The sequence below is a fragment of the Gordonibacter sp. genome (assembly GCF_036667095.1).
In the GTDB taxonomy this organism is placed as follows: Bacteria; Actinomycetota; Coriobacteriia; order Coriobacteriales; family Eggerthellaceae; genus Gordonibacter.
This window is the reverse complement of sequence record NZ_JAVWUP010000006.1, coordinates 11,007-25,909: the sequence shown is the minus strand read 5'-3', so window position 1 is coordinate 25,909 and position 14,903 is coordinate 11,007. Positions and strand designations below refer to the sequence as shown.

The window sequence follows — 14,903 nt, the reverse complement described above, 5'->3', positions numbered from 1 at the left end:
GGTGACGGATACGGACACGCGACTTGCGTTGCCGTGCTTCGCCGCATTCGACAACGCCTCGCGTATCATGGCAATGAAGCTGTAGCCCACGTCAGTCGGCAAGTCGCCCGTACGGTAATCGATGTCGACCGTCAAAGACACGCAAGCGGCAGCGGCCTCCTCGATTTGCGTCCTCAGATCGAAGGCATCGTCGTGCAGGTTGTGGACACTGGCGCGCACGGTGCTCATGGCCTCATGCAAGGTAGCACCTACCTGGGCAAGCTCGGTTTTCACCTGCTCGTCGTCGCGATGGACCACCTGCAACGCCTCCACCTGCATGATAGAGCGCGTGAGCAGATGACCCACGTTGTCGTGGATCTCGCGGGCGATGCGATCCCGCTCGGCCAGCGTGGCCAAATGCACCTCCAGATCCTGCTTCTCGCGCAGGCCGCGGTTCTTCTCCTCAAGGGCGAGCGACGCTTCGCGCACGTCGTCGTGCAAACGACGGTATGCCGCCTGCTCCACCATCGAACGACGCGTGCGAAACGACAGCAGGCAAGACACCACGCATGCAAGCACCACGATAATCGCAGCGAAGACCGGCAGACGCACGAGAGCCGCAAGTACCGGCAGCGTCCAGCACCAACGCACCAGCGGATGCTCGTTGCGGAACAGGTCGTAAGCCACCACCGGAAGGAACGGAGAAAACGCCGGCAACGCCAAAGCGACCGCCGCATACGCCAAGCCGGGAATCAAGGCAATCCGCTTGCCCGGCAGCTCTGCGAACGCTGTCGCAGCGACGGCGCAGAGCAGCGCCACCAATAGCCCCGCTTCCCACGGCAGCACAGCCAGACATGCCAGACAGCACACCGCTACGATGGCCTTGTCGATTACTCTTTCCACCGTGCCTATGGTAGCAGGTCGCGCCCTGCGTGCGAACAACGGCAAGTGCAGCTTCGCCGAATTCGTGACATTTGTCACCCCCTCGCAGGCAACCGATGACGCTGCTCACTGGTGCAGAAGCAGCGTGAGCGCAATGATGTTTCGCGACGGATAAGCCGGACATTTGGCGTACCGCCGCATCCACGAGAGAGGACCACCCATGAAAGACATCATCGCCGTCGACAACCTGGTAAAGCGCTACGGCGACATGATCGCGCTGGATCATTTCAGCCTCAATATCGCACCGGGCGAGGTGTTCGGCCTGCTGGGCCCGAACGGTTCGGGCAAAACCACCGCCATCAACTGCATGCTGCAACTGCTCACCTACGACAAAGGCACCATTCGCCTGTTCGGCGAGAACATGGGGCCTGCGCGCTACGACCTGAAGCGCAAGATCGGCATCGTGCCCCAGAACGTAGCCGTGTTCGAGGAGCTGACCGTACGCCAGAACATCGACTACTTCTGCGCGCTGTACGTAAACGACAAGATGAAACGCGCCGATCTGGTGGAAGAAGCCATCGCCTTCGTTGGCTTGGAGGATTACACCAAGTTTCGTCCCCGCAAGCTTTCCGGCGGCCTGCTGCGCCGCTTGAACATCGCCTGCGGCATCGCGCACAAGCCCGAACTGATCTTCTTTGACGAGCCGACGGTAGCGGTGGACCCGCAGAGCCGCAACGCCATCCTCGAAGGCATCCAGCGCTTGAACGAGCAGGGCTCCACAGTGGTCTACACCAGCCATTACATGGAGGAGGTCGAGGAGATCTGCACGCGCATCATGATCATGGACCAGGGGCATGCGCTGGCAACCGGCACGAACGACGAGCTGAAGGCCATGATAGGCACGGGAGAGCGCATCCGTATCGAAGTGGATGCCGTCGACGACGCGGTATTGGCAACGTTGCACGCCCTGCCCACCGTCATCGATGCGGCATTCGACGGCACCACCCTGGAGGCACGTTGCGGCAACGGCATGCACAATGTGGCCGACGTGCTGGGTGCACTGGCGACACACGGCGTGGCAACAGGGCGTATCTACGCCGAGCCGCCGACGCTCAACGACGTGTTCCTGGAAATCACCGGCAAAGAGCTGCGGGACTAGGGAGGCGCCATGTGGAACGTATTCAAAGGCACCCTCGCGATGCTGGTGCGCAACAGAGAGCTGTTCATCTGGGCACTTGGATTGCCTATTCTGCTTTCGACCATGTTCTTGTTCATGTTTGCGAACCTTGACGACGCAACCGCGTTCGAGCCCGTACCCACCGCCGTAGTGGAGGACGGCAACTACGATAAAGCCGCGCAGTTTGCGAACACCCTCAATGCACTAGCCGAACCAGGAGACGACCAACTGCTCGACGTGCGCGCGTTCGCCACGATGAGCGAAGCTAAAAAGGCGCTGGAAAACAACGAGGTAGCGGGCATTCTATCAATCGATGCGCAAGGAACACCCCTGCTCTCGGTAGCAGCGATGTCCGAAGGGTTGGGCGTAGAGCAGATCAACCGCACCATTCTCAACACTATCACGGACACGTACCTGCGCAATACCGATTTGCTGGAGCGCATCGCCGAGGACAACCCTATGGCGCTATCCAATCCCACGGCTGTGGAAGAAGCACTTTCGCGCGAAAGTGCTACCGAACAGGTATCGCTTACCTTTTCCGCTCCTGTCCAATCGGTGCGTTATTACTATGCGCTCTTGGGCATGGCTTGCCTGTTCTGCTCGCAGATTGGCCTCATTGCCATCTGCAAGACGCAGCCGAACCTCTCGGCGCTGGGTGCCCGACGTGCTATCGGCGCGGTAAGCCGCGGTAAGACGCTTGCTGCCACCCTGTCGGCAAGCTGGGTTATCGTGTTCGGGTGTTTAGTGGTGGCGTTTTCGTACATGCGCTTCGTCGTGAACGTCGACTTCGCCGGACGCGAAGGTGCCTGCATCGTAGCTTTGGGCGTTGCGGCACTGTTCACTACGGCGTTCGGTACGTTTTTAGGCTCGCTTCCCAAGGTGACCATGCACGTGAAAATAGGCTTGATCACCGCTGCCACGTGTCTGCTGTCCTTGTTCGCGGGACTCTACGGCGAGCCCTGCATGGAGCTGGCCGACGACATAGCGCGCTCGTTTCCGGTGCTTGCCACCCTGAACCCTGCCAAAGTAGTGGCTGATGCGTTCTACAGCTTGTACTACTACGATTCGCTCGCACCGTATGCCGGAAAGCTCGGCATCCTGCTGGTCATGACCGCCGCATTGTTTGCGATATCGTCCCTGTTCATAAGGAGGCAGCGCTATGCAAGCCTTTAAGTGCGCCCTGCGCGTCGTTTTTAGCCATCCCGTCTATGTATTGGTATATGTACTGTTTCTCAGCAGCATGGGCGTGTTCATCGCCTCGAGCATCAACACCGGGTCAACCGAGGAAAGCTTCAGTGCCACGAAAGTTCCGTTCGCCGTCATCGACCGCGACCAAAGCGAACTCTCCCGCAGCTTGACCGCGTTTCTTGATGAGAATGCCGAACAGGTCAAGGTCGCAGACGATTCGTTCGCCATGCAGGATGCCGTAGCCACCGGACTCGTACGCTACCTGCTGGTCGTTCCCGAAGGATATGGCAGCGCGTTTATGGAGGCCGCGCATACGGGAAGCGACCAACCCGTGCTGGAATCGACGTTCAGTTTCGGGACGATGGGCGGGCAGCTGGTAGACGAGCAAGTGAACCAGTATGTGGGCCTCGTTCGCGCCGCAGCTGCTCTCGAGCCGGACGCCTCGGCCACAAGCGTGCTCTCCCGCGCGGACTCCGCCGCAAGCGAGAAGACAGCTATCGAGACGGTGCAGACACCCAACGGGGCCATCCCCGCCGACCGTTTCGCATTCTACCTGCAGTGGGGCACCTACACCATGACGGCGGCCATCGTCGTATGCGTTGGCCTGCTCATGAGCGCGTTCAACCGCACCGAGGTGAGACGGCGCAACCTGGTAGCACCCATGAGCAGCTTGCAGCTGGGGTTGCAGAAAGCGGCGGCCTGCCTGCTGGTTACGGTGGCGGTATGGGCTGTTGCCTGCGGTATCGGCCTGGTGGCGTTCGGCTACACCTTGGAAAGCGTGCCCTCGTCAGCCATGGCGCTGGTCCTTTTCAGCGCTTTCGTGTTCTCGCTGGTACCGCTGTCGCTCGGCTTTCTGCTGGGGCAGTTGGGTGCAAGCGAGATGGTGGCGAATGCCGTCGGCAACATCTTAGGTATGGTGATGTCGTTTCTGGGCGGAGCGTGGATCAGCATCGAGCTGCTTCCTCCCGAGGTGCAGACGTTCTCGCATTTCATCCCCACGTACTGGTACAACGATGCCGTGGGGCAAGCCATCCACCTGACTGACGTCACGCTCGAAACCATGGCGCCTATCCTGGGCAACCTCGGCATCGTGGCCCTGTTCGCCGTGGCCCTGTTCGCCGTGGCGCTTGCCGCAGGGCGCCTGCACTTGAAGAGCGCCGATGCAGGCGGCAACGCCGCCGCAAGCACACTGGCGGTATAGCGGGGAAGCCCTTTGGGAGAACGCTAACGGGGACAGGCTGCTCTGCTGCGGAAAACCCACCAACAGGCAACTCGCCCAACCCCGGCATCGCGTGACCCCTTAATCGGCGCTTTATCGGACTGTCCTGCTCGCCCCACATGGGCGAGCAGGACAACCGCTCAGGCTTCCACCTTGTCAGCTACGACGTCCTTCGAGCGAGGTCGCCCGGCAGAGCGCGGGTTGGCAAGGCGCTCTTTCACGCTCCAAAGGTACACGTAGTTGTCGCGTCCCTTCTTCTTGGCGGCAAGCTGTCCCGTGCCGATCATCTGCCGAACGCGGGCAGTGCTCACGCCCAACATGCCAGCTGCCATCCGCGTCGTAAGCATGCCCCGCTCGGTGTCGACCTCTATCGAAATCGCGACGAGCATTCCTTCATCCGGCTTCGCATAGGTCGGCTTCGGCAGGGGCTTGTCCAGCTGAAGATAGTCGTCGATAAGCAGCCAGAGCACCTCAGATGCCATCACGGCAGCATCAGCTATGTCGTCACCACAGGTATAGCCGTTCTCGAAATCAACGAACTGAACGTTATAGCCACCCGAGACATCCTCCGTGAAAAGAGCCGGATACACGTAATACATACGAAACCTCCTTGCCCAGCCTATCCCTAGCTGCGCCATCCGGCATCTTTGCGAATGCGCTCCCACAAGCCTTTTTTAATCTCTGCGCGATGAAGGGGCAGAACGATCGTTTTATCGCCTTTCTTCAGCTTGCAGTGCGAGCCTTTGCATCCTTCGTCACGCCAACCCTCTTTTCGTAGCTGTCGATATATCTCGAATGGTTTTGGCGGCATACCTTCCTTCCCTTCTAATATAACTCTAACGTAAATATTACTCAAGAGTTAGTTTTATGACAGGGCAATGCCGTCGTATGCCGGGGTACTCCAGAGCAGATAGGCTGTCGTGTTGCGCGTGAGGCGCGCCGAGCGCATAAGCGGACCAGATGCAGCAGCGTCGGCATAGGCCCCTGCAGCACAGGAGGCTTCACGCGTACGCCCCATATCATCGAACCAGACGCTGGGGCCACGCGCGAACGTCACGCGATCGCCGCAGAACCGCATCTCCGAAGCCGGGAGCATCTCCGACACTGCCGGCGCAGACACCGAGAGCGCCTCATCAAGGAAGAAATCGTGCACGGGCGCGACGAGGCACGATCTGTCAGCCATCGCGTAGTCGAGCGTCACCCGATTGCGTGCGAACAGGTCGAGGTCGTCCTCGACGAGGTCCCCGTCCCTAAAAAGAACCACACACTCTCGGTCTTGATACCAGCCGTCCAAACCGGCGCAATAGGGTTTGACTGCGGCCTCCTTCGCCTGGGGCGGGATGTAAAACGGCTGGTGGCGATCTGCGTCCACCTGAAAACACGGCTCTCTCTCGCCGTCCGCAAAAAAGCTTACCCTCGCCTTCGATGAGCGCACCAGCACCGAAGGAGCCACAACCTCGCCCCGGTACGGCACCTCGGCAAAACTCGTATACGCCTTCACGATGCAAGTCAGGTAGAAGCCCGCGTCGGCTTCGACCACCGCATAGCCCGCCTGCTCGCTTTCCGGCTGGACAATCTCGAGAAGCGGCTCCTCTTCCGTCCCGCGATACCAGATATAGCGATAGCACATGCCCGACGTATTCGGGTAGTTGCCGGGAATACAGGTTTTGCCAGGATCGGCCGGCAAAAGCACGCCGCCAGGTTCCGGGTCTCCGGAAACGACCATCGCCCCCACATCGCGCTCGTGGAAAAGCGGCTCCGACAGCTTCCACTGCTGATTTGCGTTATCCCAGCTGTTATAGCAGTTCCATTGGACGACGTTCGTCCCGTCCGCCTGCCCTCCTGCGTAGAGATCGACCCCGCAACCCGAGCATTCGGGCACGATCAGGTGGTAGCCGTTCCCCCGGTCATGAAGCCAGTGCGATTGGGCCGACACGCCGGCATCGGCCCATAGTTGCATGTTCGCCCCGTCGTCCCACACGCCGCCGGTAACGTCCAGAACCAAGGGCGACAGGCCCGTGCGCACGGAAACGAGACGGCTGCGTCCCCACGCGCTTTCCAACACTATCCAATGCTGATCCGTCATCTGCGAGGCCGACCATGCCGCCACATTCGACCCGTTGCCGACCGCCGCGCCGGGAACGCCCGCGAAAAGATGCTCGGCAGCCCGCGGCTGCAGGGTGACCACCCTTCCCTGCCACCAACGATCGTGCACCAGGACGTGATGGGGAACTTGCTGGGGAGCCTCGGCAACAGAATGAGTACCGGGGGCATTACCGCCAAGCCCTTTAATGTCCGCCCCGCACCAGCACCGCCAATCTTCCGCCCGGCGCGCAACGCGCAGAGAAGCGCCGGTCATACGCACGTAGTAGTCATGGTCATATGTCGTGTCGATAATCCAGTAAGCCGAGGCAAGCCAGATGCCCGGGTCATCGCGAATATAGGCGTACGTCGGCGTGTCGGGCATATCCGGCGACCACGTGGGATACCAGATGCCGCCGCAGGCAACATAGGCATCCACGCTCACCTCCATGAACAGCTCCGTCATACGCCCGACCGTGCAGTTGCACGATGCCGAAAGCCACACGCAGTCGTCGTAGGAATACGACCAGCCCGCATCATAGCCGAAATGGGCCCCCGGCAACGCCGTGTCCCCATAAGCGCCCCACGGACCGCCGCCCACACCGCCCCAAGCGACCCGTGGGCCCAGCAAGGCCATCAAGGCAGCTGCACCACCCAAACCAAGGAACGTCCGCCGCCCCATGATGCACTTTTGCTGCGTTTGCTTCGCACGAAGCTCGCCTGGGCATTCTCTCATAGCAAACTCCTTACTGCAGCGTATCGTTGAGGAACTTCAGAAGGTCTGCCACCGTGGGGACGACGACCAGCGCTATCGTCGGCGGAAGAAAGCAAAAGGACAGCACCACATCCAACTTCGTCGGCATCTTCCGAATGCGTTCGAGCAGCGCCGCCTGGGCCGTCTGCCGCGCCAATGCCGCCTGGGCAGAGAGGCTTTCGGCTATCGACGAACCTTGGTTGACGGCGAGGGCAAGCTGGGTGACGAAAGCCGATACGTCACGGCTTGCGCAACGCTGCGCGAGATGGCCGAGCGCCTGGTCCCGCGAATGACCGAGCAGGTTCACCTCCCGGTCGACTGCTTCAAATTCTCCGGCAAGCGGTTGGCCGACGTTTTGCGCCACCTCGCGAAAGCATTGCTCTACCGGAGACCCCGCCGCTATCGCAATGCCCAAAAGTTCCATGGCATCAGGAAGCTGGGCTTCTATCGCACGCCGGCGCATCACAACCGCACGCGCGAGCACCGCCCGAGGCGCCGTCCATCCCACCGCAGAGGCGACAGCCACCAAAGCGCCCGCAGAAAATGGCTCCCCGCCCGCCCCAGCTATCGAAAGACCTGCAAGCAAACCGAAGAAGGCCGCACAGACGACACGTACTCCACGCCAAGTCTCGGGCTCGAGGGACCAACCGGCTCGGGCAAGCAAAGCCCGATACGTCTCGCCATCCGAGCGGGTCATCGGCAACACACGTTCGATGCGGCCCGCCGCAGAGACGAGCATCGCAAGAACCGAGGACCCCCGTGCCTCTACCGCGTCTAAGCCGCCTTCCCCTCGGGTGGAAGGCGCTTCGCTGCCAGGCTTCTCCGTTCGTGACAAACCCGCACGCACTCCCCCTCGCCCGACACGTGGCGGAGCGTACCTCTTCACCAGGAACTCGTAGAGAGCGAATCCTCCGGCACCTCCGAGGGCCAGCAAGACTACGAGCGCCATCATGGCCGGCCAACGGACGTGATACCGTGCGACGCGAGAAGTCCCGCCACCTCCATAACCGCCGCCACGCCAAGAACCGTCCATCCCAGGGGCTCCTCTACATAGAAGCGGGCAAAACCTGCATTGGTCACGTACATGATCAGGAAGAGGATGGGCATGGCTGCCGCAACGAACCACTTGGCCATACGCGTACCGGCAATCTCCACTTTGAGCTCGCGTGCCGCCTTGAGCCGTGCGTCCACACGACTTGATATCATCGACAGCACAGCGGAAACGCTGCCGCCGCTGCCATGGCGCACCTTCGTCGCATTCGCGAGCGTTCTCACGTCGTCGCTCTGCGTACGAGCGGCCATTGCGGACAGGGCTTCATGCAGCGGCATGCCGCAGGCCGCATCGGACAGCACACGCGCAAACTCTTCGCGCAGGGGGTCCTCCATATGGATAACGGCAACGCGCAGGGCGCGCTCGAGCGTAAGGGCGCCGCGTACGCTGGCCGCAATGCGAGGAAGCGCCTGGGCAAGCTGCACATCGAACAATTCGGCACGTTTCCGCGTCCTGCGCTTCACGAACAAGTGCAGAGCAACAAGAACGACCGCTGCACCAACAACGCCGAGCAAAGGGGTCCCACTCGCCACGACGGAGAACACGGCAAACAACAGGTCGAAACCGACGACGGCACCCACCCAGAGAGCAGGATCGATATCGATACCGCTTGCGCGGAGCCTCCGTGCAAGCGGGGTATCGCGCCTTTTCATAGGCGAGCGTGCCGCCTCCCACGAAAGCCCCGCACCTCTGCCAACCGAGGCCCGCGCATCCTTGTCAGGCGAAACGCGTACGGCATCCGCCCCGATACCTGTCACAATCCTACTGCGCTGCGCCAATCGGTCTGCCCTGACGTGTGCGAGCACCTCGGCACAGAGAAACATGCATACGACCACGATGGCCGTCGATATGACCAGATAGACCATAACCGCACTCCTTTACGAAAAGAACCACTCGGGGTCGTACCAGACTCCAGCCGCACGCGTACGCTCTTTGATATACTGGGGTTGTATGTTGCACGCACGCCACAAACCCACAACTCCACCGCCCTCGTCGATGCCCTCGACTTCGAAGGAGAACAGCTCGGCGCGCGGAATGACCGTCCCTCCCTCGGGTAGCGGATCGACGGCGACGATGCTGGTAACCTTTCGGCGGCCGTCCTGCAAACGCTCAACATGCACGATCAGACCGCCCCGCAGCGATTCGGCGATCTGCTGCATGATCACCTCGCGGCTCAAATCGCCGTCGGCATAGCCCACCATGGTGCGCAAGCGGCTGATAGCGTTGCCAGGATCGTTCGCATGCACCGTCGTCATCGATCCAGGGTGATCCGTCTGCATGGCTTGGAGCATGTCGTAAGCCTCGGCACCGCGGCATTCCCCCACAATGATCCGGTCCGGACGACGCCGAAGCGCAAGCGCTACCAGCTCGCGCATGCCCACGGCACCCTCGCCCTCCGTGTTAGCCTCGCGCGTCTGCATGCGCTCGGTATGCGGAGAGAGCAGCCTCAGCTCGGGCGTGTCCTCAAGCGTGATGATGCGCTCGCTTGCGGGGATATACCCCGAGAGCGCATTCAGCAAGGTGGTCTTGCCCGAACCCGTCCCTCCCGAAATGACGATCGGGCAGCGCGCCGCTACCGCCGAGCGCAGAAAGTCTGCCATCGGGAACGAAAGGGCCCCTGCTTGGACCAAGTCGTCCATAGTGAGCAAGTCTGCCTTGAACAGGCGCAGATTGAGAGCCGGGCCGTCGGGGGCAAGCGGAGGCACAACGAAGGTTGCCCGCACCCTGCCTCCCGGCAGCATGGCGCATCCCATAGCATGCGCATCGTCACAGCGCACGCCGGCTTGCTCGGCTATCTTGTCGATGATACGGCGCAGATGCTCCGCGTCGTCGAACACGATATCGGGACGATGCTCCAGCCTGCCTGCTCTCTCGATGTAGACGACGGGCGGCAGATAGGGGCGGCTCGAAGCCGTTAGATCCACCCCGCCGCCGTTTACCATAACCTCGGTGACAGACCCGTCTTCAAGCAGAGGCTGAAGCGGACCGTAGTACAGGAAGTCGTCGATAATCGCACGCGTCAGGATCTCGGCCTCGTGGACGACAAGCGGAATTCCGAATTCGTACCCCAGCTCCTTCACCGCCAGGGCAACAAGGGACTTCACCATCTCGGGCCCGGAAATGCCTTCTCCCAATTTGACGGAAACCTCTTCCCGCACAGCGGTCTTCAGCGCACGTTCGATCGCCTTATCCATCGACGTCCTCCTCACCTGACGCGCTCTCGCCCAAGTGAGGATCGGCCTGGGCCAGCGGATCATCAAGCACGGATACCAGCACGAAGCTGACCTTTCCCGCGTACTGGGCAGTCCGCACGGCGTCGGCTTGAGAAGGGGTCACTTCCAAAGTAACCGAGGCATAGCCCCCGCTACCTCCCGACTGGCCTGCATCAAGCGACATAATCCGGGCGCTGTCGCAGATCGTGGCAAGATAGGTCTCGTTCGACGCCGACCCCTCCAAAGCTACTACCCGCACGCGGTCCGACGGACGCAGCTGCCCGGCAAGCCCCGATTCCGCATCCACCCCCACCGTCACCGCCTGCATGCCGGCACCGAGCGACGCAGCAAGGCGGTCGCCACCGGCAGCCCCGGCTACCGTCGAGGGCGTAAGCTGCGAGCCAGCTGGCAGAGCCACCAGCGCCCTCTTTCCGACGACCGATTCGCCCTCTGCAGGCACCTCCCCCTGAAGGGCACTCGCGATGCGCAGGCTGCGCGGCACCATGCGCACCTCAAGCGACGACGACTTGAGTTCCTCGCCTGCCTGGATATCACTCTTGGCCACCAGCGTCGGCTGGGCATCGGCTTGAGAAGCCTCCACAGCAGCCTGCGCCGAGAGCGCCGCCCATGTCCCGTAGGCTGCGGACACGAGCGCCACGGCAACCGAGGTCGCCGCGACAGCCGCCAGACGTTTAATGCGACGGGGATTCTGGCTGTCGCGCGGCTCGCGGACCGCCTGTCCGACATCGGCTCGGACGCGACGGGAACCGGCACCTTCACTGTCGGAGGCTATCTGATCGACGGTTTCACGACTGGCATATCCCGACGACGCGCCGCTGCCTCTTCTTTGCTGCATGATCATGCCCTCTCTTTCCTCTTCTGCCCGCTCGTCACCGCCGAAACAGCCGTACTCACGGCATCTTCCACCTCGTCGGGAAACTCGCTCAATTCGACAAAGCCGAAAAACGTCGGTGCTTCCACCGTCCCAGCGGCATCCCACTCGTAGCGTCCGTTACCGCTATCGATATCCGGCCGCCAGGTAACCTCGTCGGCAAACGGCTCGGCCACGACAACCCGCTTCGACGCAACAGGCAGCGAGGCTATACCGAAGCCCTGGCTAAATATCGTGGGGGAAGCCTCCTGGACCTGCACCCCTATGCCCCAGATTCGGCGGGAAGGAGGTACATCTTCCCTCGGAGCCTCGTAGAACCACACGGATACCGATCCCTCGACTCCCTCTTCACGTAGCACCTGTACGAACCGGCAAGCGACAACATGACCCGGATTGCCTTCGTTTTTGGCGACAAGAGCAAATGAAGGAGCCATGCAGGCATCGCGGGCCGCATCGAGCGCGTTCTCCTGCCGCACCTTCACGGCACACGCAATGCCCTGGTCGACGGCAAAGGCGAGCACCGCGAGCAGAAGAAGGGCCGACATGACAACCAGCGGGGCTATCGTGCCGCGCTCTTCCCTGCCAGCATGCCATCCCGCGTGCTGGCGCAAGTGCAAGACCACCCTGGTCATAGCTCATTCACCTCTACTTCCACCACCCGGCCCTCGACCCGCGTGCACGCAAGGTGCCGCGAGACCGCCTGCCCCGACAATCCGGGAAACGCCATCAACGACGGCATCTCGTAGACCACATCGAACGACACCTTTGCGATACTTGTGCGTTGCCCGATAGAAGACGAGCGGCCCCCTGAGGGCGAAGCCTCCGTGGTGCCCGGCACGTTCTCCGACCCTTCTCTCTGATCGAGTTTGAACTCGACATGCTCGACGCGCAGGCGTTCGGGCTGCAGCTGCGACGCGGGGCCAAGCAGTTCGCTTTTGAGATACGCCTCCTTGTCCCCGGCAAGCAGAAGACCCGCAGTGTCCATCTGCCGGCAGGCGCGTACCAGATCGGCAGACAGCCGATGCGTCGAGAGCATCATGCCGCCCATCTGCACCACAGCAAATACCACCAGCAGCACCAACGGCACCGCGACAACCGCCTGCACCACCTCGCTCCCCCGCTCGCATCGGTTCACCAGGCACCTCCTTCGATCGTCTCGTCGACCAGTCCTCGAACGTGCGCTTTGCAAGAAAACGAGGCGTCCGGCACTCCGCTCGCTTGAGCGATCAGCGCGCCGACCGGCGTCAGGTAATAACCCCGAACCGAGACCGTCACCTCCAAAGGACGCGTCGAAACCTGCGCCGAGCGCTCGAAAAACGCACGCTCTTTCCCATCGAAAAGCTTATGGCCGTACTCCCGGCGCTCGACCTCCCCAACACTCGCCACAATATCCAGCTCCAAGCCTTCTCCCCCCAGCGAGGGAGAAGCCTCCCTCGCTGATCTGTCCAGATCACCCGGACGAGAGGCAGATTCCGCCTGCGCCTCTACCAAGCAGCGCACGGCATGAGCTGCAGTATCGGTTTCCGCCGCCAAGAACACGACCCGCCCTATATCGAGAAGGGCAAGCAGAAATGTCAGCAACAAGGGCAGCGCCACGGCAGCAACCACCACGCTCCCCCCTCGCTCGCTGGGGAACAGGGAGAAGCGCGCCGCGCGCCGGCGGAGCAGGCGGTTACTTGGCCGCACCGGAAGTAACCTTGGAGAACAGGTCGATTATGTTGCTCCCCGCCGTCGTGATAGCCGTCTGGATGTTGCCTTGCAGCAGCATGAGCGCCGCGCCAAGCCCGACCGCGAAGCCCAGCACAATCACCGTCTGCACGATCTCCGAGCCGCCTCCTTCTTCCCCGCGCACGATCAGCGCGCGCACTTTGCTCATGTCGTTTCTTCCAGCACCTTTGTTCTTCATGTTCATCGTTCCTTTCCTTCGCTTTCTTCGCTCTTTCCTTGACTATCCAAGCTCCCTCATACATAAAATATTCTTAGTGCTGCCCGAGTCCTTCCGGACTGCAGACGTACCTTTGCAGCCAGCAAAGCAGCACCGTCTCACGATGCGCCCAGGACAGTCGCCGCACCGGCCGCAAGCCACGCCGCAAGGAACGGGGCCATAGGCACGCCATCGTTCCACGCAATCCGCTTCGCCGCACATCCAAGCACCGCCGCAAGCCCGGCAAGCGCGTAGCAGGCAGCGAAACCGCACATCGCTCCCGATCCTGTGGCTACCGCCAACGCACCCATGCAGCGCACGTCCCCGCGCCCGATCGCGCCGCCAGGAAACCGCGTACGCAGCATGCGGTTCGCACCAACCGCCGCGCCTCCTAGAGCGAGGGCGGCTAGAACGCCACACAGCACCCCTTCCAACCCCGCAGCGAACGCCTGAAACAGCACCCCCGCCAACAGAAGCACAGCACACGCCTCAAGCGGAATCGTGCGTGCACGCAGATCGCAGACAAGGGCGACAGCCATAGCTCCGACGCACATGCACAGCGCAGCAGCCGCGCCGATATTGGGCGCAAAGAACGCGGCTGCACAGAAGGAGGCTCCTAGGAGCACTGCGCAGAGCAGTCGTTGGCCGCGTCCCGCCTGGACGGAAAAGCGACGGGAACGTTCCTCGTCGGTCCCCGCCGAAGGCAGGCCTTCCACCTCGAACCCCGCTTCGCCCATCGCCCGAAGGCGCTCGTCCGTAAGCGAGCCCGAAAGAGCCGAGGCAGCCGCATCGTCTCGCCATATTCCCAACGCGCCCTCAAGCCCCGAAGCACGGCCATCCGGTTCGCTGCCCGCATGAGCCCTCTTGAATTCCGCATACCCCCGCAACGAGTCGTCCCACCACGAATCCGCACGCCGACAGGCACGCCCGAGCAGCACGTTGCTCGCCCACGGAACGACAAGCCATCCCGCCACTATCCCGAGGCAGGCCACGGCCAAAGCTGCAAAGGCAGGCATCATGCTCTTGCCTCTCGACTGGAGCTATCTCGCTCGGCACGGTGTTTTGCCACCGTGCCGGAGCATCCCGCCTGCAGGCTTCTGCCTCGACCGCCTCCTCCAAACGTCGGACCGATACCGATCGTCAGAGGCAGCGATTGCGCCGTACCTTCCAACACGATCCGAGGTACCGAACCATCGATGCCCTCAAAGGCACCCGATTGGCACGAAGAGCCAGGAGAGGGCAGCCGAACAGCACTCGGCTCGTATCCCGGCGGCTCGAACCGAACAACCCAGCCTGCCCCGTCGAAAGCGGCATCTCCAGCAGAGCGACTCGCGTGCTGCACGACCCTCCTACCCTGCTCAGACACTCTTTGCGGCGTGCACCCCTGTGGCGTGTACCCCTGCTGTACACGCTCCTGTGACACGCACTCCTGTGGCACACACTCCTGCGACATGCCACCCCTCTTATCTCCTGCCCCGGCTCGCAAAGAGCTCCCGCTGACGTCTCCGTCCGGAACCGCAACATGTCTTCCTGCATACCCCA

At 61.9% G+C, this 14,903-nt stretch carries 16 protein-coding genes; 3 read left to right on the top strand and 13 right to left on the bottom strand.

Annotated features, from left to right (window positions below):
- Positions 1–960 (bottom strand): histidine kinase (locus tag RR842_RS01430; protein WP_332565223.1); only part of this gene is annotated, 960 nt, incomplete at its 3' end.
- Between the two features lie 121 nt (positions 961–1,081).
- Here RR842_RS01430 and RR842_RS01425 point away from each other — a divergent pair.
- The 3 genes from RR842_RS01425 to RR842_RS01415 are packed head-to-tail and all read left to right on the top strand — an operon-like array spanning position 1,082 to position 4,427.
- Entirely contained in the window at positions 1,082–2,020 is a 939-nt protein-coding gene (locus RR842_RS01425) for an ABC transporter ATP-binding protein (RefSeq protein ID WP_332553471.1), read from the top strand.
- Between the two features lie 9 nt (positions 2,021–2,029).
- Positions 2,030–3,211, top strand: coding sequence for an ABC transporter permease (locus RR842_RS01420; RefSeq protein ID WP_332728853.1), 1,182 nt, complete (start codon positions 2,030–2,032; stop codon positions 3,209–3,211).
- Positions 3,198–4,427, top strand: coding sequence for an ABC transporter permease (locus tag RR842_RS01415; RefSeq protein ID WP_332521143.1), 1,230 nt, complete (start codon positions 3,198–3,200; stop codon positions 4,425–4,427). The genes RR842_RS01420 and RR842_RS01415 overlap by 14 nt, the downstream gene beginning before the upstream one ends.
- A gap of 158 nt (positions 4,428–4,585) precedes the next feature.
- Here RR842_RS01415 and RR842_RS01410 read toward each other — a convergent pair whose 3' ends face one another.
- From RR842_RS01410 to RR842_RS01355, 12 genes are all read right to left on the bottom strand, one after another.
- The gene (locus RR842_RS01410) at positions 4,586–5,044 is read right to left on the bottom strand and encodes a type II toxin-antitoxin system HicB family antitoxin (protein ID WP_332513681.1); all 459 of its coding nucleotides are present in this window, start codon (positions 5,042–5,044) and stop codon (positions 4,586–4,588) included.
- 26 nt (positions 5,045–5,070) lie between these two features.
- Entirely contained in the window at positions 5,071–5,256 is a 186-nt protein-coding gene (locus RR842_RS01405) for a type II toxin-antitoxin system HicA family toxin (RefSeq protein ID WP_332513700.1), read from the bottom strand.
- 54 nt (positions 5,257–5,310) lie between these two features.
- Positions 5,311–7,263: an RICIN domain-containing protein gene (locus tag RR842_RS01400; RefSeq protein WP_332728852.1), complete on the bottom strand. Its 1,953-nt coding sequence runs from the start codon at positions 7,261–7,263 to the stop codon at positions 5,311–5,313.
- A 10-nt stretch (positions 7,264–7,273) separates the two neighbouring features.
- The gene (locus RR842_RS01395) at positions 7,274–7,978 is read right to left on the bottom strand and encodes a type II secretion system F family protein (protein ID WP_332728851.1); all 705 of its coding nucleotides are present in this window, start codon (positions 7,976–7,978) and stop codon (positions 7,274–7,276) included.
- A gap of 251 nt (positions 7,979–8,229) precedes the next feature.
- On the bottom strand, positions 8,230–9,198 hold the full coding sequence (locus RR842_RS01390) for a type II secretion system F family protein (RefSeq protein WP_332728850.1): 969 nt from the start codon (positions 9,196–9,198) through the stop codon (positions 8,230–8,232).
- Between the two features lie 12 nt (positions 9,199–9,210).
- The gene (locus tag RR842_RS01385; RefSeq protein ID WP_332728849.1) at positions 9,211–10,527 is read right to left on the bottom strand and encodes a CpaF family protein; all 1,317 of its coding nucleotides are present in this window, start codon (positions 10,525–10,527) and stop codon (positions 9,211–9,213) included.
- A complete protein-coding gene (gene cpaB, locus RR842_RS01380; RefSeq protein WP_332565218.1) occupies positions 10,520–11,407 on the bottom strand; it encodes a Flp pilus assembly protein CpaB in 888 nt (295 codons plus the stop codon). The genes RR842_RS01385 and cpaB overlap by 8 nt, the downstream gene beginning before the upstream one ends.
- The gene (locus tag RR842_RS01375; protein ID WP_332722509.1) at positions 11,404–12,069 is read right to left on the bottom strand and encodes a hypothetical protein; all 666 of its coding nucleotides are present in this window, start codon (positions 12,067–12,069) and stop codon (positions 11,404–11,406) included. Before RR842_RS01375 ends, cpaB begins: the two co-directional genes overlap by 4 nt.
- The gene (locus RR842_RS01370) at positions 12,066–12,572 is read right to left on the bottom strand and encodes a pilus assembly protein (RefSeq protein WP_332513693.1); all 507 of its coding nucleotides are present in this window, start codon (positions 12,570–12,572) and stop codon (positions 12,066–12,068) included. The genes RR842_RS01375 and RR842_RS01370 overlap by 4 nt, the downstream gene beginning before the upstream one ends.
- Positions 12,569–13,048, bottom strand: coding sequence for a hypothetical protein (locus tag RR842_RS01365; protein ID WP_332513695.1), 480 nt, complete (start codon positions 13,046–13,048; stop codon positions 12,569–12,571). The genes RR842_RS01370 and RR842_RS01365 overlap by 4 nt, the downstream gene beginning before the upstream one ends.
- Positions 13,049–13,109: 61 nt before the next feature.
- Entirely contained in the window at positions 13,110–13,343 is a 234-nt protein-coding gene (locus RR842_RS01360) for a hypothetical protein (RefSeq protein WP_332513697.1), read from the bottom strand.
- Between the two features lie 137 nt (positions 13,344–13,480).
- Entirely contained in the window at positions 13,481–14,380 is a 900-nt protein-coding gene (locus RR842_RS01355) for a peptidase A24 (RefSeq protein ID WP_332728847.1), read from the bottom strand.
- Positions 14,381–14,903 lie beyond the last annotated feature (523 nt).